Genomic DNA, 21,514 nt, shown 5'->3' with positions numbered 1-21,514 from the left:
CGCGGTCAGCGTCGCCATTGGCGATCTCGTTACTACCAGCAACGGCAACAGCACATCGACCCCGCTGGTGACCATCACCCAGGTGGACCCGCTGCAGGTGAACTTCAATCTTCCGGAAAGCGATCTTGCCTTGCTGCACAAGGCGCTGGCGGCGCCGCAGGAAGGCGCGGTCACGCTGACCAGGGACGGCGATCCGACGCCGATCGGCAAGGGAACCCTCGATTTCGTCGATTCCAGCGTCGACACGGCCTCCGGCACGATCGCAACGAGGGCCAGCGTGCCCAACGCCGATCTTTCGTTGTGGCCGGGCCAATATGTGAATGTCGTGCTCGATGCCGGCATCATGCCGCAAATGACCTCCGTTCCCACGGTCGCGGTGCAGCCCAGCCAGAAGGGGCCGTTCGTCTATGTGATCAAGCCTGACAACACGGTGGAGATGCGGCCCGTGCAGGTGGCGCTGACCGAAGGCGACAATAGCGCTATCGGCGAGGGGCTGAAGAGCGGCGAACGTGTCGTCGTCGAGGGCCAGACAAGGCTGAAGAACGGCTCGCCGGTCCGCGAAGCCGAAGCTTCGACCGGGCCTGGTGATCAAGCGTCTCCCAAGGTTGCCGAGACTGGCGAGGCGCGTCCATGATCTCCGAGTTCTGCATCCGCAGGCCCGTCGCCACCTTGCTCATGTCCTTCGCGCTCGTGCTGGGCGGGCTGTTCGCTTACAAGTTCCTGCCGGTGGCCGCCCTGCCGAGCGCCGAGTTTCCGGTGGTCAACGTCTCGGCCTCGCTGCCCGGCGCCTCGCCGGAAACCATGGCGACCTCGGTGGCAACACCGTTGATCAAGCAATTCGCCACCATCGCCGGCATCGACTCGATCTCGACGACCAACTCGCTCGGCTCGACCTCGATCGCCATTCAGTTCGTGCTCAACCGCGACATCGACGCCGCGGCGGCCGACGTGCAGGCGGCGATCGCGCGAACGCAGCGGCAATTGCCACCCGAGATGACCAGCCCGCCGAGCTATCGCAAAGTCAATCCGGCCGATGCGCCGATCCTGCTGATGTCGCTGGTCAGCGATACGGTTCCGCTGACCGATCTCGATGCCTTCGCCGAGAACGTGATCTCGCCGTCGCTGTCGACGATCGACGGCGTGGCGCAGGTCTCGATCTTTGGGCAGCAGAAATACGCCGTGCGCGTCCAGATCGATCCGACGGCGCTCGCCGCACGAGGCATTTCGATCGACCAGCTGCAGACGGCGATCGCCTCGGCGAACAGCAACACGCCGCTCGGCGTGCTGCAGAACAATAAGCAGCAGCTTACGATCACCGCCAATACGCAGCTGACCAATGCGGCGGGATTTTCCAACATCATCATAGCCACCAAGAACGGCCATCCGGTGCGGCTTGGCGAGGTGACCCGCGTCATCGATTCGGTCGAGACCACGACGACGGCCAGCTGGTATGACGGCACCCGCGCGATCATCATGGCCGTGCAGCGCCAGCCCGATGCCAACACCGTCGACGTCGTCGACCGCGTCAAGGCGATGCTGCCGTCCTTCCAGGATCAAATGCCGGCGGCGGCTAGCATCCAGCTGCTCAATGACCGCTCGACTTCGATCCGCGAGGCGGTCGACGACGTGCAGTTCACGCTGCTGCTCACCATCGCGCTGGTGGTGACGGTAATTTTCCTGTTCCTGCGCCGGGTAACGGCGACGATCATCCCGGCGGTGGCGGTGCCGATCTCCTTGATCGCCACGCTCGGCGCCATGTTCCTGTTCGGCTTTTCCATCGACAACATCTCGCTGATGGGTCTGACGCTGGCGGTCGGCCTTGTCGTCGACGACGCGATCGTCATGCTGGAGAACATCTTCCGCCACATGGAGGAGGATGGGCTCTCGGCCCTCGACGCGGCGCTCAAGGGCGCCCGTGAAATCGGCTTCACCATCATTTCGATCTCGATCTCGCTGGTGGCGGTGTTCATCCCCGTGCTTTTGATGAGCGGAGTGATCGGGCGCATCTTCAACGAATTCGCAGTGGTGGTGACGGTTGCCATCCTGGCGTCGATGTTCGTGTCGCTGACGCTGACGCCGATGCTGTGTTCGCGGCTTTTGTCTGTGTCGAAGGCCGAGCGCGAAGCGGCGCAGGGTGGAGGTCACAAACACAATGTCTTCATGCGGGGCTATGATTGGCTGCTGACCTTCTGCCTGCGGCACAGTTTTCTAGTTTTTCTCGTCTTCGTCGGGACGGCCGCAATGTCGGTCTGGCTGATCCAGACCTCGCCGAAGGGCTTCTTCCCGCAGGAGGATATCGGCCAGATTTCGGTGACGACCACCGCGCGCCAGGACATCTCGTTCGACGCCATGGTGAAGCTGCAGAGGCAAGTGGCTGATGTCTTCACCCATTCACCTTATGTCTCGCATGTCGGGTGGTCGGTAGGCAGCGGAGACAATGCGCTCAACCAGGGCCGGCTCTATGTGCAGTTGAAGGACAAGGACCAGCGCCCCGATCTCGACAAGGTGCTCTCGGATCTGCGGCGGCAGCTGGCCAATGTCCCGGGCATCGAAACCTTCATGCAGCCGGTGCAGAATCTGCGGCTCGGCGCGCGCGCTTCGGCCAGCGCCTATCAGCTGGTTGTGCAGGGCCTCGACATCGGCGCGGCGGACGTTTGGGCGCAGAAGCTCACCGACGCGATGGCCGCCGACCACAGCGCCTTCACCGACGTCACCAATGATTTGCAAAATAACGCCTTGCAGGCGGCGCTGGTGGTCGACCGCGACAAGGCGGCGACGCTCGGCGTCGACACCGATACGCTGCGCTCCAGTCTCTATGGCGGTTTCGGCACCGAGCAGGTGTCGACCATCTTCGGTTCGGCCGACAGCTATGAGGTGATCATGGAGCTCGACTCGAGGATCGAGTGGTCGCCCGAACGGATGCTGGCGATCAAGGTGAGAACGGCCAGCGGCAGCCTGGTGCCGCTCGGCGCTTTCGCTCGTGTCGATCGGACCGCCGGTGCGCTGACCGTCAATCAACTCGGCCAGCTTCCGGCGGTGACCATCTCCTACAATCTGCCGCAAGGCGTCGCGCTCGGTGACAGCGTGACCCACATCAATGCGCTGAAGGAAAAGATCGGCATGCCGGCGACGATCTCGACCACTTTTTCGGGCACGGCGAAAACCTTCCAGGATTCGCTTGCCAACCAGGGCCTGCTGATCGGCGGCGCGATCCTGACCATCTACATCGTCCTCGGTATCCTCTACGAGAGCTTTATCCACCCGCTCACCATCCTGACCGGACTGCCATCGGCGGTGCTCGGCGCACTGGTGGCATTGCGGCTTGCGGGGATGGACCTTTCGGTGATCGCGGTCATCGGCATCCTGATGCTGATCGGCATCGTCAAGAAGAACGGCATCATGATGATCGACGTCGCGCTCGAACTCAGACGCGAGGGAATGTCGCCGCTCGATTCCATTCACAAAGCCTGCCTGATGCGCTTCCGTCCGATCATGATGACGACGCTGGCTGCGCTGATGGGCACGATCCCGATCGCGCTCGGCACCGGCGCCAGCGCCGAACTGCGCCAGCCGCTCGGCGTGGCGGTGGTCGGCGGCCTCGTCGCTTCGCAAGCGCTGACGCTGTTCGTCACGCCGGTCATCTATGTCTACATGGAGCATTTCTCCGGTTGGCTTGTCGGGCTGTGGCCGAGGCGTCGGGACGAGCAGCCACCCATCGAAGCCGTCGACCAGCCGTCGCTTTTCGAGGGCGGAGAAGAGTTGCAGGGCGAGCCGCAGAAGGCGGCAGCGGAATAGAGGCCGATGGGCTGGCCCAAGCCGCGGCGCTTGCGGTGAGATGCTTGCAGTCGTAGTTTTATGGCCATGTCCCACAACCATGATCACCAGCACGATAACGAGCTTGACCCTTTTGCCGCCCGGGTGCGCGCGCTGGAGACGATCCTCACCCAGAAAGGGCTGATCGATCCGGCCGCGATCGACGTGATCGTCGATACCTACGAGACAAAAATCGGTCCGCGCAACGGTGCCAAGGTGGTGGCGAAGGCCTGGGCCGACCCTGACTTTGCCGCCGTGCTGAAACGCGACGCGACGGCGGCGATCGGCTCGCTCGGCTACACCGGCCGGCAAGGCGAGCACATGCAGGCCGTCTTCAACACGGCGGACACGCACAATCTCGTCGTCTGCACACTGTGCTCGTGCTACCCGTGGTCGGTGCTTGGGTTGCCCCCGGTGTGGTACAAGGCGCCGCCCTATCGTTCGCGCGCAGTGATCGATCCGCGCGGCGTGCTTGAGGAATTCGGGCTGACGCTGCCGAGGACGACAAAAATCCGGGTATGGGATTCCACCGCCGAGCTGCGTTACTTGGTCGTGCCGATGCGGCCTGATGGCACCGACGGCTGGAGCGAGGAGCGGCTGGCGGATCTGGTGACGCGCGACGCCATGATCGGCACCGGACTGGCGAGGGAGCCGGCATGAACGGGCCGCAGGATCTCGGCGGACAGATGGGGTTCGGGCCGGTCGCACCCGAAAAGGACGAACCCTATTTCCATGCCGACTGGGAAAGGCGGGCGCTGGGCGTGACGCTGTGCGCCGGCGCCATGGGCGCCTGGAATATCGACGAGAGCCGGCATGCGAGGGAATCGCTGCACCCCGCCGACTATTATGCTTCCAGCTATTACCAGATTTGGATCAAGGCGCTGGAAACCCTGCTGAAGCGACACGGCTTCGTCAGCGATCGCGATCTGGCCGCGGGCAAGGCGGTCGATCCAGCGGCGACGCCAAAGCGGGTGCTGAAGGCCGAAAACGTGCCGGCGGTGCTGGCCAAGGGCGGCCCCTGCGACCGGCCGGTTGCCACACTGGCGCGATTCAAACCAGGCGACCTCGTGCGGACGAAGAATTTCCATCCGGCCGGTCACACAAGGCTGCCGCGCTATGCGCGCGGCAAGCAAGGCGCCGTGGAGGCGGTGCGCGACGGTTTTGTCTTCCCCGATACCAATGCGCACGGCCAGGGCGAAAATCCGCAACGGGTCTATACGGTGGTTTTTGACGGCGCGGAGATCTGGGGCGAGGGCGCCGACCCGACGCTGACCGTGTCGATCGACGCCTGGGACAGCTATCTTGAACCGGCGTGAGGCGAACTCAAAAACCGCCGCTCTGCCTTTGGGCGTCGATGAGCCGGTCTTCGCCGAGCCGTGGCAAGCGGAAGCCTTTGCCATGACGGTTGCGCTGCACGACAAGGGCCTGTTTTCGTGGAGCGAATGGGCGGAGGCTTTGTCTGCCGAGGTCAAGAAGCCGGGTGCCGCGAGCGATGGCCACGACTATTACGAGCACTGGCTGACGGCGCTGGAAAAGGTGCTGTCGGCCAAAGGCGTTGCCGGTAGGGGCGACGTCGATGCGCTCGCTGCCGCCTGGGAGCGCGCCGCGCATGCAACGCCGCATGGCAAGCCGATCCTGCTCGAGAACGATCCCAGCCCGACCGAAGGCCGTGGCGGCCCGACCGGATAGGTTGTGGCTGACCGATCTTTGTTCTCTTTACGTTCCAATCTCTGCCTGATAGCTTGAGTCATTGGAGGCGGTGCGGTTCGCCGCCGATGATCGGTGGCGGTGGCCGTCGGCCTTGTCTTTCCCTCGCGAATCCGGTCTCTCGCGCTGATGGAATTCTCTCCTCAACAGGACGAAGCGCTCAAAGCGGTCGCCAACTGGCTCAAGACCGGAAAGCCGCAGCTCTTCCGGCTGTTCGGCTATGCCGGCACCGGCAAGACGACGCTGGCGCGCTATTTCGCCGAGCATGTCGACGGCCAGGTGCAGTTCGCAGCCTTCACCGGCAAGGCGGCGCAAGTGCTGCGTTCCAAGGGCGCGCTCAATGCCCGCACCATCCATTCGCTGATCTACCGGCCGAAGGGCGAGGAATCGGTAGCGGACGAGGTGACCGGCAAGACCTCGATGTCGCCAACCTTTTCGCTCAACCGGCAAAGCCCGATCTCGCGGGCCAAGCTCGTCGTCATCGACGAATGCTCGATGGTCGATGAACAGCTTGGCCGTGACCTCTTGAGTTTCGGCACGCCGATCCTTGTTCTCGGCGATCCCGGCCAGTTGCCGCCAATCTCGGGCGGCGGCTTCTTCACCGACCACGAGCCGGATATTCTGCTCACCGAAATCCACCGGCAGGCGCGCGACAATCCGATCGTCCGGCTGGCGCTAGACGTGCGCGAGGGCCGCGAATTCATGCGCGGCGACTATGGCATGGCGCAGGTGATAGGCAAGGAAGACGTCACCCAGGACCTGGTGCTGAAGGCGGACCAGGTGCTCGTCGGCACCAACAGGACGCGACGTCGCTATAATCAGCGGCTGCGCGAACTGAAGGGATTCAATGCCGATTATCCCCAAGCAGGCGACAAGCTCGTCTGTCTGCGCAACGACCCGGCCAAGGGACTGCTCAACGGTTCGCTGTGGAAGGTGATGACTTCGTCGCGCGAGACGGTGAAGCCCGGCATCAATTTGCTGGTCTCACCGGAGGAGGACGACCCGGACCGCGGCGTCGCCAAGATCAAGCTGCTCAAGGCGGCGTTCGAGGATCCGGACGCCGATATTCCCTGGCAGCAGAAAAAGCGCTTCGACGATTTCGACTATGGCTACGCGCTGACCGTGCACAAGGCGCAGGGATCGCAGTGGAACGAGATCGTGCTTTTCGACGAAAGCTGGGCATTCAAGGAAACCCGCCAGCGCTGGCTCTACACCGCGATCACGCGCGCGGCCGAGCGACTGACGATTGTCAGATAGGCGGGTGGAGTCGCCTGGGGACTGGAGCTGCATCACCGTGGGGCAAGCGGTTTGGCGCCGAGCCATGCCCAGGCGGATGCTTCGTCCTCTGCCTCGAAATGCCTGAGCTCGACCGGCGAGGAAGCAGACAGCAAGCTCTGCGCTTCGGGTACCCAGTTCGGCTCGCCGACCGCAGCGCAGCGGCCGACATGCTCCACGGCATGAGCCGTGCCCTGTTCAAGCGTTTCGTCCGACACATCGACCCAATCGACGCCATCATGATCGATCAGGCGCACCAGCACGTCGATTTTCGGGTGCAGCGCGTAAGCCGCCTCCAGCAAACCGAACAGATTTTCCGCGTCGGCTCCCGCGACATGGCCGACGACGTCGATGGCGAAAAGGTCGTCGCGGTCGGTGTCGATACGGCGAACCGCCGGCACGGCTTCAAGATAATTCACGGCTCTTCCTCTTGCTGGCCATTATCCATCCTTCTGGAACACCGGAAACCCCCTGTCTGTTCCCGTCAAAGGCGGTATAGATGCGCGACAAGATCAGCCGGACCCGCAAAATGCCTGCAAAACTTTCCGTCAATCTCAATGCCATTGCCATGCTGCGCAACCGGCGCGATCTGCCGTGGCCAAGCGTGATCGGGCTCGGACGCATCGCACTTGCCGCGGGCGCCCATGGGCTGACTGTGCATCCGCGGCCCGACGAACGGCACACCAGGCATTCCGACCTGCCGGGGATCAGGGCGCTGATCGACGACGAATTCCCCAGGGCAGAGTTCAACATCGAGGGCTATCCAAGCGAGGATTTCCTGGCGCTTGTGGAAAAGCACCAGCCGGAGCAGGTGACGCTGGTGCCGGACGACCCTGCGCAGGCCACCTCCGACCACGGCTGGAACTTCGTTGCCGACGCGGCGTTCCTGACACCGATCGTCAAACGCCTGAAGAAAACCGGCATTCGCGTGTCGTTGTTTTCTGATTCGGATCCAGCAGGCGTGAGGGCCGCGCGCGACACCGGCGCCGACCGGATCGAGCTCTATACGGGTCCGTATGGCAGCTATCATTCCGATTCGGGGAAAGCTGCGAAGGAGCTGGAAAGATTGGGAAAAACCGCCGATGCCGCACTTGCCGCCGGGCTTCAGGTCAATGCCGGGCATGATCTGGTGGTGAGCAACCTGCCGGCACTGGCAAAGCGCATCCCGGCGTTGGCCGAAGTGTCTATCGGACATGGGTTGACAGCCGATGCGTTGGAGTATGGCATGGCCGGCACGGTCAAAAGATTTCTGAAGGCCTGTGGGTGGTAGAGATGGAAGCCTCGCTTTGCGGACATGGCAGCCATCACGTTGGGGCACTTGATATTGCATCGCAGCAAGCGTAGAGCACCGCGCGCTTATCGGAGTGTTGTCCATGGCCCTTACCAATAGTGGTAGTGAGGCAGAACCCGTCGAACAATCAAGCCATTCTGAAGTTGGACAGCACAGCACCAAGGTTCTGATGCTGGGCGCGCTCGGCGTGGTCTATGGCGACATCGGCACCAGTCCGATCTATGCGCTTCGCGAGGCACTGCATGCTTCGTCCGGCACCGATCCGCGCAGTGCCGTTCTGGGCATTCTGTCGCTGATCGTCTGGGCACTCACGATTATCGTGACAATAAAATATGTCGCTTTCGTGCTTCGGGCGGATAATAAAGGCGAGGGCGGCACCCTGTCGCTCATGGCGCTGGCCCGGAAAGCCTATCCGGCTGGTTCCGGCGTCATTCTTGCCATTGGTCTCTGCGGAGCCGCATTGTTTTTCGGCGACGCGATCATAACGCCAGCCATCTCGGTGCTTTCAGCGGTGGAAGGGCTGAGGGTCGTGACCCCGGCGTTCGATCCGTACGTGGTCCCCATTACATTGGTGATTCTTGCGGTCTTGTTTGCCGTGCAGCGCTTCGGGACCGGTAGAGTGGCCTCCGTTTTCGGCCCTGTGACGGCGCTCTGGTTTCTGGCGATCGGCATTGCCGGATTGCTGCACATTCTTGACGACCCCTCGGTACTTTTGGCGATCAATCCCTATTACGCAGTCGTCTACCTTGCCGAAGCCAAGACGGGCGCATTTCTTACAGTCGGCGCGGTTTTTCTGGCGGTCACAGGTGCTGAAGCACTGTACGTCGATCTCGGCCACTTCGGCCGCCGACCGATCGTGCTAGCCTGGTTTTGGATTGTCTTCCCCTGTCTGCTACTCAGCTATTTTGGGCAAGGCGCATTCGTTCTGGCTCACGGTGGCGTGCCCGATAACCCTTTCTTTCAGATGCTGCCGGATTGGGCACTGGTACCGATGGTCGCGCTCGCAACAGCAGCGACCGTTATCGCCAGTCAGGCGGTTATCTCCGGCGCGTTTTCGCTGACCCGGCAGGCGGTGCAGCTCAATCTTCTGCCCAGAATCGAAGTTCAGCATACTTCCGAGATGCAACTCGGCCAAATTTACATGCCGCGCGTGAATCTCATTATCGCGCTGGGCGTAATGCTGCTCGTCGTCGGCTTTGGCAGTTCGAGTTCGCTCGCTTCCGCCTATGGAATTTCGGTGACAGGCGAAATGCTGATGACGACCATTTTGCTATTCGTGGTGATGCGGTGGCAATGGAAATGGAAGGTCGCGCTCGCCGCGGCGCTCGCGCTGCTCTTTGGCACGATAGACACCGGTTTCTTCCTGGCAAACATTGTGAAATTCGTGGAAGGCGGATGGGTTTCAATCACTGTCGCCTGTATCATGGGGCTGATCATGTGGACCTGGATACGCGGGAGTCACTATCTCTTCGACAAGACGCGCAGGAACGAGATTCCGCTCGATTTCCTTGCCGGCAATCTGTTGAAGAAGAAACCGCAGCTGGTGTCCGGTACGGCCGTGTTCCTCACCAGTGATCCGGTCAGCGCGCCGACCGCGCTGATGCACAGCCTGAAGCACTACAAGGTGCTGCACGAACAGAACGTCATCCTGTCGGTGGTCACTGCGCAGCAGCCCCTCGTGCCCGATAGCGATCGGGTCAAGATGGAAACAATCAACGAGCTGTTCATGCGGGTGACGCTGACCTTCGGCTACATGGAGCAGCCCAACATTCCGCGTGCGCTGGCGATCTGCCGCAAGCAGGGCTGGAAGTTCGACATCATGACGACGTCTTTCTTCCTGTCGCGGCGCTCGCTTAAGGCATCACCCAATTCCGGCATGCCGGTATGGCAGGACAAGCTGTTCATCGGGCTGGCGCGCACGGCAGCGGATGCGACCGAGTATTTCCAGATCCCGACCGGACGTGTGGTTGAGATCGGGACGCAGGTGGCTATCTAGGGCATGCCGATATTCAGGTGAGGCTGCATCGGCCCGAAAATCGGAATCGATTTTCGGAAAGCACGATGTGAAACTGAGAAGTGTTAGAGCGTACTTTGTGCGTCCGGATGGACGCACGTCGCTCTAATGCCTGCGAACGGTGGGTTCTTGCGCTTCCGGTACTCACGGACCAAATGTCCGCTTCGTTCCGGTTCTCGGAATCCACCATTCTCGACTCGGCCTGACCTGAATTTCGACATGCCCCTGACCACGGCCGACTTCAGCCGGCTAGCGCTGCCTTGTTCGCTTCAAGAAATTGCTTCAGCGATTGCGGTTTTTTGCCTGAAAGCGCCTCGATCGTGTCCGTCACCATGTTGATGCGGCCGGATCTTGTGTTGGTGTCGAAGGAAACGATGATGGGGGCGAAGCCTTCGGGAACGCCTGCCGCCTTCAGCCCTTCGGTCAGGGCCTCGTCCGAAAGCTGGATGACCTCGATCGGCTTGCCGGTGATGTCGGTCACCAGGGACGCGATCTCCGCGATCGTACGGGCCTGCGGGCCGGTCAGCGTGTACGTCGTGCTTTCGGTGGCGCCTGAGGCAAGGCCGGCGGCGATCGCTGCGGCCATGTCGTCGCGGGCGCCATGGGCGATGCGGCCGTCGGCCGCTGATGTGTACCACTGCCCCGAGGCAATGGCGTGTGGCAGCGACATGAACAGGTTCTCCTGATACCAGCCGTTACGGAAGATCGTGTAGGGGATGCCGCTCGCCTTGATTGCCTGTTCGGTGCCGTAGTGATCGCCCGCAAACAGCACCGGCGATCCTGGCTCAGGATTGGGCATCGAGGTGTAGAGCAGATGCGAAACGCCGGCCTGCTTGGCCGCAGCGACCGCATTCTCATGCTGCTTCAGCCGCTTGCCGTGAAGCAGGTCGATTTCGCCGGTCGAGATGATCAGAACGCTGTCGGCGCCCCTGAATGCGGTGGCCAGCGATGCCGTGTCGTCGAAGTCGGCGGCCCTGACGGCGATGCCACGCGCCGCCAGGTCGGCGAGATTTTCGGGGTTGCGTGTGGTGGCGATGACGTATGCGGGCGGGACCTTGAGCGTATCCAGCAGATGATGGATGACGCCGCGGCCGAGCTGGCCGGAGGCGCCGGTGACGAGAAGGGTTTTGGTCATGGGAAGTCCTGTCGTTGCGCCGGAGCGGCGGGTGCTTATATAAGTCTCAAAAAGAGACCAGCACTAAAATAGGAATTGACCGACCCTCGTAAAGAAGGCAGTTTTGCGGGAGGTAGGCAGGCGCAGGGAACCAGCGATGGACAGCAAGATCGTCAGTCTGAGATCGAAACTCGAGATCTATAAAGCGGGCAGCGGCGGGGGGCACATTGCGGACTGTCCGGTTCGCGATGTGATCCAGGGCATCAGCAACAAATGGAGTTCGCTGCTGATGATGGCGCTGGCAGAAAAGCCGTACCGGTTCGGCGAATTGCGGCGACTGGTACCCGACATTTCACAGCGCATGCTCACCCAGACGCTGCACGATTTGCAGCGCGACGGTTACGTCCATCGCGAGGTGTTCCCGACCAAGCCGCCGAGCGTCGAATACAGTCTGACCGATCTCGGACGCTCGATGTTCGGGCCCCTGCACCAGCTGCTCCAGTGGGCCGAGCTCAATCATGGCGCTGTGCGCGACGCGCGGAACGCTTTCGACGCTACCGAGGCCTAACCCAGGCGCGGCGGTGGCACGTCCGGTCTGCCAGGCGCTGGCGCTGATCCTGACGCCGTTCTACCAGTCGGATTCGACCGCGATGCCGTTCGTCCGCGACAGGCTGGTGGCGTCAGTGGCAAGAATCCCGCCGGCGCCAAACATCCTTGCCTCGATCGTGGCTGGAACCGTGGTCGATCCGTTCAGGCGGATCGAGATCAAGGAAGCGCAGTGGCTGCCTCGTTGTGGCGGATGAGTTTCGAAAGATGCGAACCCTTCGCTTGCAGGAATGCATGAAGGCGCTGTGGATAATCCGGGGTAACGGCGTCCTTCACCGACTTGCGTTCATGCAATTCCTTGCGCCAGGCCTCGACAAGCGGCTTTCCGTTCAGGATGCCGAAATCGCCGATCCGCTCGAAGGCGTCGAAATAGCGAAAGATTGGTCCATAGACAGCATCGACCAATGAAAAGCGCTCGCCGGCGAACCATGGCCCCGTTCGGCCAGTCGCCAGTTCCGCTTCGAGACGATCAAACATCGCCGACAGACTTTCGCTTTCGGCAAGGAAGGCGGCCTCGCTCGGTGCGGAATAGAGCCGGCCGATCGCGTTGAGGGTGGCCGAGCCGAACTCGATCCAGGCGCGATGGCGGGCGCGGGCCAGCGGGTCGGCAGGATGAAGCGGGGACCGTTGCGTTTCCTCGAGAAATTCGAGGATGACCGCCGACTCGAAAATCACCGTTTCCTCGCCATTCCGCTGCACGCGAAGCAGCGGCACCTTGCCGAGCGGCGATATCGCCTTGAACCAAGCCGGCTTGTTGGCGAGATCTATGGTGAGGCGTTCGAACGGCACGTCCTTTTCGGCAAGCGAGATCGCCGCGCGCTGTACGTAGGGACAAAGGTGGTGGCTTACGAGAACGAGCTTGTGGGTCATGGCAGTGTCTCCGGTATCAATGCAGTTGCATCTATATAGATGCATTTGCATCCACTGGCAAGCTTGATGCAATTGCATCTATCGCCTATGCTGCGATCATGACGGAGAAAACCAATCCTTCGCCCGCGGCCATCAAGACCTGGGCACGCCTGATGCGCGTTTCGCGCCAATTGGTGGAAAGAGCCGAAGACGCGCTGAAGGACAGCAGCTTACCGCCGCTTGCCTGGCACGACGTGCTGCATGAGCTTGCCGAAGCGGGTGAGGTCGGCTTGCGGCCATTCCAGCTGATCGAACGCACACTGTTTGCGCAATACAACCTCTCCCGGCTGCTGGCGCGGCTCGAAGCGGACGGGCTGGTCGAGAAGCTCAGGGTTGCCGATGACGGGCGAGGACAGACTATCCGCATTACCGAGAAAGGCCGTGAGACGCGCCGCCGCATGTGGGCCGTCTACGGGCGATCGATCACAGAGTTGGTCGGCGCCAGGCTTTCCAACGATGACCTGGAAACCTTGTCGGCTTTGCTTGGACGGCTGCGCCATCCAGCCGCCCTGGAGTGATGTAGCCTTTGGCGCTTAAGGTCGGTTGCAGCCGTCAGGCATTGCCCCACAGAAATGCCAATGCCGCCAGAACGCCAAGCGCGACGCGGACCAGATGCAGATTGCCCCATTTGACGATCAATGCCCGGGCCTTCGGATTGACGGCGGCCGCGTCCATTGCCTCCAGCAATCGGTTTGTCGGCATCATTGCGATCAGCGTCCATGGCCAGGGAAGGATGATCAGCACCGCCCCGACCAGATAGGCGAGATTGCCGGTCTGCCACCAGGCAACGAGACCAAGAACACAGGCTACAACGGCGATCGACGCCTGCATGGCGGCGCCGCGCTTGTAAGCGGGCTGCCATTCCTGCAGCAGTGCTCGGTCATCGAGGCGAAGCCGCGCCGGCTGCTCGGCGACGCTGACATAGATGGCGGCGCCGGCGAAAGCGGCGGTAACGGTCAAGGCGAGCAGGCCGATGAGCATCTTCCCTCCGTGATACGCCGTTCCCCGTAAGGGGCCGTTTTTCTTTGGAGGCGTCAAAATGGAGATAGGGGCTTGCACCGGTTCGGACAATACGCCATAGAGATGCCGAACCGTAACGTACGGTACTGGATTCGGGTGAATCCTGCCGTCTTCGAGCAGGAAAAGAGTTTGTTGCAGGCAAGCGCCGACATCGAGACCAGCGAGGTGCTGACGGAGCGGCAGAAAGCTGTGCTCGACGCTGCCCTTCGCCTGCTGGTCGAGGAGGGCGATCAGTTGACCATGACTGCCGTGGCGCGGCGGGCGAGCTGTTCCAAGGAAACGCTCTACAAATGGTTTGGCGATCGCGACGGGCTTTTGACGGCAACGGTGCAATGGCAAGCCTCCAAGGTGCGAGTGGTGCCGGTCGACCGCAAGGGGCTCGACCTTGCCTCGCTGACGGCGAGCCTCGAACGCTTCGCTTCGGACTGGCTCAAGGTGATTTCGAGCGACACCTCGATCGCGCTCAACCGCGTCGCGGTCAGTCACGCCGGATCCGGCAAGGACGATCTCGGCGCCATCGTGCTGGAGAACGGCCGCTTCGCGCTGGCTAGGCGCCTGAAGCCGGTGCTGGAGGCTGGCCAGCAGGCCGGGCTTCTCGAGTTCTCGGATGCCGAAGCGGCATTCCGCACCTTTTTCGGGCTGGTCGCTCGTGACGTGCAGATTCGCCTTCTGCTCGGCGACCGGCTGCAACTGACTGATGCGGCGATCGGCGGTGATGCCGTCCGAGCGACGCAGCAGTTTCTCGCTCTTTACGGAGCAAAAACCGGGCCGCAAGGCCTCTAGAGCCGGGTGATTTCAGGTCAAGTCGACCTGAAATCGGAATCCGGCTCTAAATCAAAGAGGTAGAGCAAGATGTCGTCCGAAAACCGCTTCACACTTTTCGGCATCATGCTCTGAAATTCACAACGGGAAGGAAGAAAAATGCGTGTCTATTACGATCGCGATGCCGATCTCAACCTGATCAAGGGCAAGAAGGTCGCCATCATCGGCTATGGCAGCCAGGGCCGGGCGCATGCGCTCAACCTTAAGGATTCCGGCGCCAAGGACATCGCCATCGGCCTCAAGGCCGGCTCGGCGACTGCCAAGAAGGTCGAAGCCGACGGGCTCAAGGTGATGAGCGTGGCGGACGCCGCCAAGTGGGCCGACCTGATGATGATGGCGACGCCGGACGAATTGCAGGCCGACATCTACAAAAACGAGATCGCGCCGAACATCCGCGACGGCGCGGCGATCGCTTTCGCCCACGGCCTCAACGTGCACTTCGGCCTGATCGAGCCGAAAGCCTCGGTCGACGTCGTCATGATCGCGCCGAAGGGACCCGGCCACACCGTGCGGGGCGAATACCAGAAGGGCGGCGGCGTGCCGTGCCTGGTCGCCGTCAACCAGGACGCTTCGGGCAACGCGCTCGACCTGGCTTTGTCCTATGCCTGCGGCGTCGGCGGTGGCCGTTCGGGCATCATCGAGACCAATTTCCGCGAGGAGTGCGAGACCGACCTGTTCGGCGAACAGGTCGTGCTGTGCGGCGGTCTGGTCGAACTGATCCGCGCCGGTTTCGAGACGCTGGTGGAAGCCGGCTATGCGCCTGAGATGGCTTATTTCGAGTGCCTGCACGAGGTCAAGCTGATCGTCGACCTGATCTATGAAGGCGGCATCGCCAACATGAACTACTCGATCTCGAACACCGCCGAATGGGGCGAATATGTTTCGGGCCCGCGCATCATCACCGCCGACACCAAGGCCGAGATGAAGCGCGTGCTGAAGGATATCCAGACCGGCAAGTTCACCTCGGAATGGATGCAGGAATACCGCGCCGGCATGTCGCGCTTCAAGGGCATCCGCCGTAACAACGACAGCCACCAGATCGAGGAAGTCGGCGCAAAGCTCCGCGCCATGATGCCGTGGATTTCGAAGAACAAGCTGGTCGACAAGGCGAAGAATTAATTATCAATTTCATCTTTGCGTAGGAAGAGCCGGCGGAGCGATCCGCCGGCTCTTCCACGAATATGACAGGCGCGTTGTTCTCACTGTGGTATGCGTGTGCTGGCACGGCACGCCTTGCCGAGGGGGCAAGTTTGGAACTCAAACTTATACTGATCGGGTTTGCATGCGTGGTCGCCGGCATGTTCGCCCTTGTCACGTTTTTGAAGTGGAAAGAGGTGCGGGCGGTCAGCCGCTGGCTTCCGGCAGCTGGAAAGATCGTCTCGTCACGAGTGGAGGCTCGCGAGGTGACCAGTTCGGGAGCCGGCTCGGAACGCAGAGGTTCAACCGAGACTCGAAACTTTCCGGCGATCACCTTCGAGTACAAGGTCGGCGGGAAAACATTCCGCAGTTCGCGCTACAGCGTGCAGGAGAATCTCGGAAATTTTGCCGTTGCCGAAACCCTTGCGCGGTTTCCCAAGGGAGCTGACGTAACCGTTTTCTACGACCCGTTCGATCCGGCCAAGGCCGTGATCGAGCGCACCATGCCCGACGGCGCCCTCAAGTTCATGGTCCAACTTTCGGCGGGGTTGGTGATTGGCGCCGTTGTATTGGTCTTCTCCGTCGGCGGCCTTCTTGAGGCGATCGGACCGCATTTGCCCAAGCCGCAGAATCTTGGCGCGGGGGTCCTGCTGCTTGTCATGGGGCTGTTTATCCTGCGCATTGGCTTTGCCCAGAAGTCGCTCGCGGAACGGGCGGCCAGATGGCCTGTCACCACCGGACGCATCGACGCTTCGGGCCTGCAGAATTTCCAGATCCGCGACAGGTTCGAGGGCGGTGGGTATCGGCCTTGGCGAACGGTCTTCAAATCCCGCGTCGTCTACAGCTATAGCGTGGTCGGCCAGCACTATGCCGCCGATCGCGTCGCTTTCGGCTCGAACCTGACGGCCTCGCTGCCAAGCCTCGTCAGCGGTCAATCTGAGCGCTACCTCCGGGGCGACAAGGTCGAGGTTCACTACGATCCCGCCAATCCCGCTGCGGCCGTTCTCGAATGCAGGGTGCGAGGGCTTTGGGTCCTGTGGATCTCCGCTTCTGCCTTCCTTGCCGGGGCCGCACTGCTCGTCGGGGTAGTCTAGGAGGTTCTCTTCTCTAATTTCGTCAGTTGCTTAGAGGGCAGGGATCAGCCGTAATGCCAGTGAGGCTTTGGCGCAGTGCCGGTGAACATGACGCCGATGCGGTCCTCACGACGCCAGCGGACCACTGCCTTGTAGGCGATGCCGTCGGTCGGCACATAGAGCAGGAATTCGTCAGCCACGCGAGCGTCGATCGAGACCTTCAGTTCGGCGCCGCCGGCATGCATGTTGCGCACCGTGCATGTGACCTCGGAATTGGTCATGCCGGTCAGGATCGTCGCGCCCTTGAAGACGCGCTGCCTGCGTTGATCCCTGTGTTCGTCTTCAGCCATCGCGCGCCCATCCCCGGCGATCGTCGCATATCAGATAGTGTCGGCAAGATAATTAGGCCCGCCTGATAAACATAGCGTTATCGTCGGCGGCGAAAACGATGTCGCGGTGTTCCGGCCGGACAAAAACTAGCTCAGGAGAAGATGAGGCAGATGAAAAACGGCGCCGCGAGGGAGCGCGGCGCCGTCTGGAATGCTTCAGTCGATCAGCTGTAAGGCGACCAGCACTGCTGGCGCGGACCGCCATAGGGCTGGAATGTGTTGTCCCAGGCGCGATACGACCGGTAACGATTATAGCACCACCGGACGTGAGCGCTGGAAAGCCGTTCTGCACGATAATAGCGGCGCGGTGGCGGCGCATCGTAGTAGTTGTAGTTGTTGTACATGCTGCCAAGGCCGAGCCCCAGGCCCAAGCCCAGAATCGCGGCGCCTGCACCATCATCGTAGTAGCGGCCGCGGTAATGGCGGCGATGATGACGCCAACGCCAGTCATCCCCGCCATTCCAGTGTCTACGGTGCCAGTTACCGCGGTCCCAATTGCCCGACCTTGAGAAACGGCGGCCGTCATGGCGACGCCATTGCCAGTTGTTGAAGCGCCGGTCATTGCCGCCCGCCCAGCTATCGCGGACAGGCGTGATTGTCGGTGCAACGGTGCTGGCGGGCACCGAAATATCCGGCTGCATGATCGGGCCGGCCGCGGACGGCACGGTGATGCCGGAGATGAGACCCAGGGCTATCAGCCCGGATTTGACCGTGGAAGAAAAGAGCGAGTTCATTGCACTCTCCAAGAGATTTCAGGCCCCACGCCCAGAATACCCAGGGAAGAACATCATTCATGCAACCTCTCGCCTGAACGGAGGATGAACGGAAAGGTTCCGTCAACCATAGCGGGCAGGTCAGGCTCTTGTTTTCGGGCGCGCTTGCGGGCAAAGGTCACCCCATGTCGCTGCGCCTCGCCACATTCAATGTCGAAAACCTGATGAACAGGTTCGATTTTTCCGGATACCGCAATCAGCTCAACGAAGATCGCACGCTGGCGCTCTTCGACATCCAGAGCGAGGCAGAATACAAGATGCTGGAGCAGGCGCGGGCGATCGCGCAATCCGACGATACGCGTCAGCTGACGGCGCTCGCGATCGCGGCCACCCGCGCCGACATCATCTGCATGCAGGAGGTCGACAACATCGAGGCGCTGAAGGCTTTCGAATACGGCTATCTTTTCAAGATGGTCGGGCATGGCTACCGGCAGAAATACACCACCGCCGGCAACGATTCGCGCGGCATCGACGTCGCCGTGATGATGCGCAACGAGACCGCGCAGGGCCAGCCGATCGAATTCGTGCGCATGACAAGCCATGCCTATGTCACGTTCGAGCAGTTCGGCTTGCACACGTCTGAACTGGCGGCACTTGGGCATCAGGCCAATCAGCGCATCTTCCGGCGCGACTGCCTGGAAATCGACCTGACCGTCGGTGGCGCGCCGCTGACGCTTTATCTGGTGCATTTCAAGTCGATGGGCTCGCCCCGCAACGGTCTCGACGGGCGCGAGGCGACGATGCCGCTGCGCATCGCCGAGGCGCAAGCGGTGCGCCGGATCATCGAGGAGCGCTTCGGTGGGGATCGTGCTGCCGACAAGCATTGGGCGATCTGCGGCGACATGAACGATTATCGGCAGCGCGTGAAGGTCTCCGGCGACGCCTTTGACGGCTACCGCTTCGAGGTGGTCAACGAGAGCCAGTCCTGCCTCAACGTGCTCACCGCCGGCGGCTTTTGCGAGAATGCGGTCGAGCGGCGGCCGGAGATGGATCGTTGGACCTTCTATCACACGCGCGGGCCGGAAGAGCGGCATCTGTGCCAGCTCGACTACATCCTGTTGTCGAAGGGCCTGGCCGGCAAGAATGCGACGGCCGTTCCCGACATCATCCGCAACGGCCAGCCCTGGCGCACGATTTTTCCGGCGGGCCAGGAGGTGGACCGCTTTCCGCGTGCCGGCTGGGACCGGCCGAAGGCGTCCGACCATTGCCCGGTGGCGATCACCCTGGACATGGCCTGAGGTGTGTTGATATTCAGGGTGATGCCGGCCTGACCTGAATCTCAACACACCTCAGAGTACGATGACCTTTGACCTGCCGCGCAACGTCATCCTGCCGGTCGACGCCGTCGATGTCAGGCTCGACCCCGGCCCGCATCCGTTCGAACGCGACAATGCGCGAGCGATCGCCGAGAACTGGGGCCGTGAGATGGCGGCCAATCCGGCGTTGTTCGACGGCACCGTGGTGCTGCTTTCGGCGCTCAGCTATCGCGACAGCAGCCTTGTCGGCCGCTGCCATGCGGTGCGCTACTCGACCTTCATGCTTTGGCGCAGCAATCGGCAGGTGGCTGGGGCCGAGCACGCCTATGCCCATGCCATGCTGGTCGCCGGCGACAATGCGCTGGTGGCGATCCGCATGGCGACGCATACGGTCAATGCCGGCCGCGTCTACTTCGCCGCCGGCTCGTTCGAACCAACCGATTTCCGCGACGGCCTTGTCGATGTCGACTTCAACATGATCCGCGAGGTGCGGGAAGAAACCGGCCTCGATCTTGCCGGCGTAACACGCGGCAAGCGTTATTACGCCCTGTCGACAGCAAGCGGCACGGTGATCTTTCGCCGCTATCGCGAGACGGCATCCGCCGACGAGATCGCGCAGCGCATCAGCGCCTTTGTCGCGGCCGAGGCCGAGCCGGAAATCGAAGCGCCTGTCATCATCCGCAATGCCGATGACCTGCCGGACGGACTGATGCCGCACATGAAGCCACTGATCGAGTGGCATTTTGCCGACAAGGACTAACGCATCGGCCCGAAAATCGGAATCGATTTTCAGAAAGCACGATGCGCAGATTCAAAGTGTTAGAGCGTACTTTGTGCATCCAAGTGGACGCACGTCGCTCTAACGACGCATTTTGTTTTCGATGGTTTTGCGGTCGTTGCGGGCGGCGACGAAAAACAGCATGACGCTGATCCCCAGCAGTGCCCCCATCGCCGTTCCCATCGTCTGACCGACAACCTGTTGGAAATCGGCGGTGACATGATCGGGGTTGGCCATGCCATAGCTGGCCAAGTACCACCAGAGCCCCGCCAATGCGGCCTCGACGATCACCGTCACCAAAATCACTCGCTCTTTCTTGCTCATCCTATTATTCCCCCCATGTCCCCAAGGCGATTGCTATCACCGTGAACTGTGCGGCGACAGAGGGCAGGGCGAGGGCAGCGCAAAAATTTCGGGGGACGTCTGAAGGCGGCGCACGCTGCGCGGCGCTATTCATGCCTCAGCGCGTCGATCGGATCGAGCCGTGCGCCGCGCAGCGCCGGGAAGAAACCGAACACCATGCCGATCAGCGCCGAGAAGCCGACAGCGAGCAGGATGACCGCCGGGCTTGGCGCGAATGGGATGGCCAGCGTCAGCGAGGCGAGGCCGGCCAGCGCCAGGCCGATCAGGATGCCGATGACGCCGCCGAGCAGCGACAGCACGGTCGCCTCGACCAGGAACTGGATGAGAATGTGCTTTTCACGCGCGCCGATGGCCAGCCTTATGCCTATCTCGCGGGTGCGTTCGGTGACCGACACCAGCATGATGTTCATGATGCCGATGCCGCCGACGAGCAGGCTGACGCCGGCGACCGCGCCCAGCATGCCGGTCATCGTCGTGGTGGCGCTCGCCATGGCGTCGGCGATCTGGGTCATGTCGCGAATGGAGAAATCGTCCTCACGGTCGGGCGTGATGCGGCGTGTGTCGCGCAAGATGTCCTCGACGCGCGGCAGCAGCTCGGTGGTCGGCGTCCTGTCGTCGGCGGCGACGTAGATCGACTCGATGTCGCGGTTGCCGGCGATGCGTCGCTGATAGGCGGCGAGCGGCATCAGCACGACATTGTCCTGGTCCTGGCCGAAGCCGGTATAGCCCTTCGGCTCGAGCAGGCCGATGATCTTGCAGGATGTGCGATTGACGCGAATGATCTCGCCTTCGGGGTCGCCGGCGCCGAAGAACTGCTGGCGCACCGTTTCGCCGATCAGGCAGACGCCGGTGCCCGAGCGGGTCTCCGAATCGCTGAACGGGCGGCCGGAAACCAGCTTCCAGTCGCGCGCATCGAGATAGGCGCTATCGGTGCCGGTGACACCCGATGTCAGGCTTTCGGTGCCGAAGATGACGCGGACCTGCTTTTGCGAGGCCGGCGAAATGGCGCGGGCGCCGCTCAGATGGGTGACGAGCGCTGCAAGATCCTTTTCGGCAAGCGGACGGACCACCTGGTCGAGCCCTCCCGGCCCGCCGGGCCCGGCCGGGCGGCCGGAACGGACGACGAGCAGATTGCTGCCGAGCTTGGAGATATCGGCTTTTACCTTCTCGGTGG

Annotated in this window: 24 protein-coding genes; 16 read left to right on the top strand and 8 right to left on the bottom strand. The window is 62.0% G+C overall.

The genetic code is table 11. The annotated features are described in order from the left end of the window. The 6 genes from E5W87_RS16610 to E5W87_RS16585 all read left to right on the top strand — a co-directional run. A partial coding sequence (locus E5W87_RS16610; RefSeq protein WP_292399417.1) for an efflux RND transporter periplasmic adaptor subunit occupies nt 1-634 on the top strand: 634 nt, incomplete at its 5' end. Beyond that, the gene (locus E5W87_RS16605) at nt 631-3,795 is read left to right on the top strand and encodes an efflux RND transporter permease subunit (protein WP_292399415.1); all 3,165 of its coding nucleotides are present in this window, start codon (nt 631-633) and stop codon (nt 3,793-3,795) included. The genes E5W87_RS16610 and E5W87_RS16605, both read left to right, overlap by 4 nt. A 60-nt stretch (nt 3,796-3,855) precedes the next feature. Continuing rightward, the gene (gene nthA / locus E5W87_RS16600; RefSeq protein ID WP_292399412.1) at nt 3,856-4,473 is read left to right on the top strand and encodes a nitrile hydratase subunit alpha; all 618 of its coding nucleotides are present in this window, start codon (nt 3,856-3,858) and stop codon (nt 4,471-4,473) included. After that, nucleotides 4,470-5,129: a nitrile hydratase subunit beta gene (nthB, locus tag E5W87_RS16595; RefSeq protein WP_292399409.1), complete on the top strand. Its 660-nt coding sequence runs from the start codon at nt 4,470-4,472 to the stop codon at nt 5,127-5,129. The genes nthA and nthB overlap by 4 nt, the downstream gene beginning before the upstream one ends. Then, nucleotides 5,116-5,502: a nitrile hydratase accessory protein gene (locus tag E5W87_RS16590; RefSeq protein WP_292399408.1), complete on the top strand. Its 387-nt coding sequence runs from the start codon at nt 5,116-5,118 to the stop codon at nt 5,500-5,502. Before nthB ends, E5W87_RS16590 begins: the two co-directional genes overlap by 14 nt. 147 nt (nt 5,503-5,649) lie before the next feature. Then, on the top strand, nt 5,650-6,777 hold the full coding sequence (locus E5W87_RS16585; protein WP_292399428.1) for an ATP-dependent RecD-like DNA helicase: 1,128 nt from the start codon (nt 5,650-5,652) through the stop codon (nt 6,775-6,777). 32 nt (nt 6,778-6,809) lie between these two features. On the opposite strand, the gene E5W87_RS16580 is transcribed toward E5W87_RS16585, so the two are convergent. Beyond that, on the bottom strand, nt 6,810-7,214 hold the full coding sequence (locus E5W87_RS16580) for an STAS/SEC14 domain-containing protein (RefSeq protein ID WP_292399406.1): 405 nt from the start codon (nt 7,212-7,214) through the stop codon (nt 6,810-6,812). Between the two features lie 110 nt (nt 7,215-7,324). Between E5W87_RS16580 and E5W87_RS16575 the strand changes: the two genes are divergently transcribed. After that, nucleotides 7,325-8,065: a pyridoxine 5'-phosphate synthase gene (locus E5W87_RS16575; RefSeq protein WP_292399423.1), complete on the top strand. Its 741-nt coding sequence runs from the start codon at nt 7,325-7,327 to the stop codon at nt 8,063-8,065. A gap of 103 nt (nt 8,066-8,168) precedes the next feature. Then, entirely contained in the window at nt 8,169-10,082 is a 1,914-nt protein-coding gene (locus E5W87_RS16570; protein ID WP_292399404.1) for a potassium transporter Kup, read from the top strand. Nucleotides 10,083-10,341: 259 nt separating this feature from the next. Here E5W87_RS16570 and E5W87_RS16565 read toward each other — a convergent pair whose 3' ends face one another. After that, nucleotides 10,342-11,235, bottom strand: a complete 894-nt coding sequence (locus E5W87_RS16565; RefSeq protein ID WP_292399402.1) for an SDR family oxidoreductase — start codon at nt 11,233-11,235, stop codon at nt 10,342-10,344. A 136-nt stretch (nt 11,236-11,371) separates the two neighbouring features. Here E5W87_RS16565 and E5W87_RS16560 point away from each other — a divergent pair, with 136 nt between their 5' ends. Together E5W87_RS16560 and E5W87_RS16555 are read left to right on the top strand one after the other, a co-directional pair. Beyond that, entirely contained in the window at nt 11,372-11,782 is a 411-nt protein-coding gene (locus E5W87_RS16560) for a helix-turn-helix domain-containing protein (RefSeq protein ID WP_292399399.1), read from the top strand. Nucleotides 11,783-11,795: 13 nt separating this feature from the next. Beyond that, complete coding sequence (locus E5W87_RS16555; RefSeq protein WP_367118833.1) at nt 11,796-12,017, top strand: hypothetical protein; 222 nt, start codon at nt 11,796-11,798, stop codon at nt 12,015-12,017. Here the strand turns inward: E5W87_RS16555 and E5W87_RS16550 are convergent. Further along, entirely contained in the window at nt 11,980-12,690 is a 711-nt protein-coding gene (locus E5W87_RS16550; RefSeq protein ID WP_292399396.1) for a glutathione S-transferase family protein, read from the bottom strand. The two genes, E5W87_RS16555 and E5W87_RS16550, sit on opposite strands and share 38 nt — an antisense overlap. A gap of 98 nt (nt 12,691-12,788) precedes the next feature. On the opposite strand from E5W87_RS16550, the gene E5W87_RS16545 reads away from it, so the two are divergent. Further along, nucleotides 12,789-13,247 (top strand): MarR family winged helix-turn-helix transcriptional regulator, encoded by a 459-nt coding sequence (locus E5W87_RS16545; RefSeq protein ID WP_292399393.1) that lies wholly within the window; start codon nt 12,789-12,791, stop codon nt 13,245-13,247. A gap of 34 nt (nt 13,248-13,281) precedes the next feature. On the opposite strand, the gene E5W87_RS16540 is transcribed toward E5W87_RS16545, so the two are convergent. Continuing rightward, on the bottom strand, nt 13,282-13,710 hold the full coding sequence (locus E5W87_RS16540; RefSeq protein ID WP_292399390.1) for a DUF1772 domain-containing protein: 429 nt from the start codon (nt 13,708-13,710) through the stop codon (nt 13,282-13,284). A gap of 168 nt (nt 13,711-13,878) precedes the next feature. Between E5W87_RS16540 and E5W87_RS16535 the strand changes: the two genes are divergently transcribed. The 3 genes from E5W87_RS16535 to E5W87_RS16525 all read left to right on the top strand — a co-directional run bounded on the left by E5W87_RS16535 (nt 13,879) and on the right by E5W87_RS16525 (nt 16,802). Then, nucleotides 13,879-14,532, top strand: a complete 654-nt coding sequence (locus E5W87_RS16535; RefSeq protein WP_292399386.1) for a TetR/AcrR family transcriptional regulator — start codon at nt 13,879-13,881, stop codon at nt 14,530-14,532. Nucleotides 14,533-14,670: 138 nt separating this feature from the next. Continuing rightward, nucleotides 14,671-15,690 carry a ketol-acid reductoisomerase gene (ilvC, locus tag E5W87_RS16530; RefSeq protein WP_008876557.1) on the top strand — a complete coding sequence of 340 codons (1,020 nt, stop codon included), beginning with the start codon at nt 14,671-14,673 and terminating at the stop codon, nt 15,688-15,690. 131 nt (nt 15,691-15,821) lie between these two features. After that, complete coding sequence (locus tag E5W87_RS16525; protein ID WP_292399384.1) at nt 15,822-16,802, top strand: DUF3592 domain-containing protein; 981 nt, start codon at nt 15,822-15,824, stop codon at nt 16,800-16,802. Between the two features lie 44 nt (nt 16,803-16,846). Here the strand turns inward: E5W87_RS16525 and E5W87_RS16520 are convergent, their stop codons facing one another. Together E5W87_RS16520 and E5W87_RS16515 are read right to left on the bottom strand one after the other, a co-directional pair. Next, nucleotides 16,847-17,131, bottom strand: coding sequence for a PilZ domain-containing protein (locus tag E5W87_RS16520; protein ID WP_292399381.1), 285 nt, complete (start codon nt 17,129-17,131; stop codon nt 16,847-16,849). Nucleotides 17,132-17,334: 203 nt separating this feature from the next. Then, nucleotides 17,335-17,904 carry a BA14K family protein gene (locus E5W87_RS16515; RefSeq protein WP_292399378.1) on the bottom strand — a complete coding sequence of 190 codons (570 nt, stop codon included), beginning with the start codon at nt 17,902-17,904 and terminating at the stop codon, nt 17,335-17,337. 164 nt (nt 17,905-18,068) lie between these two features. Between E5W87_RS16515 and E5W87_RS16510 the strand changes: the two genes are divergently transcribed. Both E5W87_RS16510 and E5W87_RS16505 read left to right on the top strand, forming a co-directional pair. Further along, nucleotides 18,069-19,181 (top strand): endonuclease/exonuclease/phosphatase family protein, encoded by a 1,113-nt coding sequence (locus tag E5W87_RS16510; RefSeq protein WP_292399376.1) that lies wholly within the window; start codon nt 18,069-18,071, stop codon nt 19,179-19,181. A 61-nt stretch (nt 19,182-19,242) separates the two neighbouring features. Further along, nucleotides 19,243-19,959, top strand: coding sequence for a hypothetical protein (locus E5W87_RS16505; protein WP_292399373.1), 717 nt, complete (start codon nt 19,243-19,245; stop codon nt 19,957-19,959). A gap of 99 nt (nt 19,960-20,058) precedes the next feature. Here E5W87_RS16505 and E5W87_RS16500 read toward each other — a convergent pair whose 3' ends face one another. Both E5W87_RS16500 and E5W87_RS16495 read right to left on the bottom strand, forming a co-directional pair. Then, nucleotides 20,059-20,301, bottom strand: a complete 243-nt coding sequence (locus E5W87_RS16500) for a hypothetical protein (protein WP_292399370.1) — start codon at nt 20,299-20,301, stop codon at nt 20,059-20,061. 125 nt (nt 20,302-20,426) lie between these two features. Further along, the coding region (locus E5W87_RS16495) for an ABC transporter permease (RefSeq protein ID WP_292399367.1) at nt 20,427-21,514 on the bottom strand (1,088 nt) is incomplete at its 5' end.

The organism is Mesorhizobium sp. (assembly GCF_004962925.1).
Taxonomy (GTDB): domain Bacteria; phylum Pseudomonadota; class Alphaproteobacteria; order Rhizobiales; family Rhizobiaceae; genus Mesorhizobium.
The sequence above is the reverse complement of the archived record's forward strand: the minus strand, read 5'-3'. Positions and strand labels throughout refer to the sequence as shown.

Bases quoted from the DNA above. Each gene is read 5' to 3' on its own strand.
- E5W87_RS16570 (WP_292399404.1), top strand. From the start codon at position 8,169: ATGGCCCTTACCAATAGTGGTAGTGAGGCAGAACCCGTCGAACAATCA.
- nthB (WP_292399409.1), top strand. From the start codon at position 4,470: ATGAACGGGCCGCAGGATCTCGGCGGACAGATGGGGTTCGGGCCGGTC.
- E5W87_RS16515 (WP_292399378.1), bottom strand. From the start codon at position 17,904: ATGAACTCGCTCTTTTCTTCCACGGTCAAATCCGGGCTGATAGCCCTG.
- E5W87_RS16540 (WP_292399390.1), bottom strand. From the start codon at position 13,710: ATGCTCATCGGCCTGCTCGCCTTGACCGTTACCGCCGCTTTCGCCGGC.
- E5W87_RS16565 (WP_292399402.1), bottom strand. From the start codon at position 11,235: ATGACCAAAACCCTTCTCGTCACCGGCGCCTCCGGCCAGCTCGGCCGC.
- E5W87_RS16510 (WP_292399376.1), top strand. From the start codon at position 18,069: ATGTCGCTGCGCCTCGCCACATTCAATGTCGAAAACCTGATGAACAGG.
- E5W87_RS16585 (WP_292399428.1), top strand. From the start codon at position 5,650: ATGGAATTCTCTCCTCAACAGGACGAAGCGCTCAAAGCGGTCGCCAAC.
- E5W87_RS16575 (WP_292399423.1), top strand. From the start codon at position 7,325: ATGCCTGCAAAACTTTCCGTCAATCTCAATGCCATTGCCATGCTGCGC.
- E5W87_RS16500 (WP_292399370.1), bottom strand. From the start codon at position 20,301: ATGAGCAAGAAAGAGCGAGTGATTTTGGTGACGGTGATCGTCGAGGCC.
- E5W87_RS16520 (WP_292399381.1), bottom strand. From the start codon at position 17,131: ATGGCTGAAGACGAACACAGGGATCAACGCAGGCAGCGCGTCTTCAAG.
- E5W87_RS16550 (WP_292399396.1), bottom strand. From the start codon at position 12,690: ATGACCCACAAGCTCGTTCTCGTAAGCCACCACCTTTGTCCCTACGTA.
- E5W87_RS16605 (WP_292399415.1), top strand. From the start codon at position 631: ATGATCTCCGAGTTCTGCATCCGCAGGCCCGTCGCCACCTTGCTCATG.
- nthA (WP_292399412.1), top strand. From the start codon at position 3,856: ATGGCCATGTCCCACAACCATGATCACCAGCACGATAACGAGCTTGAC.
- E5W87_RS16505 (WP_292399373.1), top strand. From the start codon at position 19,243: ATGACCTTTGACCTGCCGCGCAACGTCATCCTGCCGGTCGACGCCGTC.
- E5W87_RS16560 (WP_292399399.1), top strand. From the start codon at position 11,372: ATGGACAGCAAGATCGTCAGTCTGAGATCGAAACTCGAGATCTATAAA.
- ilvC (WP_008876557.1), top strand. From the start codon at position 14,671: ATGCGTGTCTATTACGATCGCGATGCCGATCTCAACCTGATCAAGGGC.
- E5W87_RS16545 (WP_292399393.1), top strand. From the start codon at position 12,789: ATGACGGAGAAAACCAATCCTTCGCCCGCGGCCATCAAGACCTGGGCA.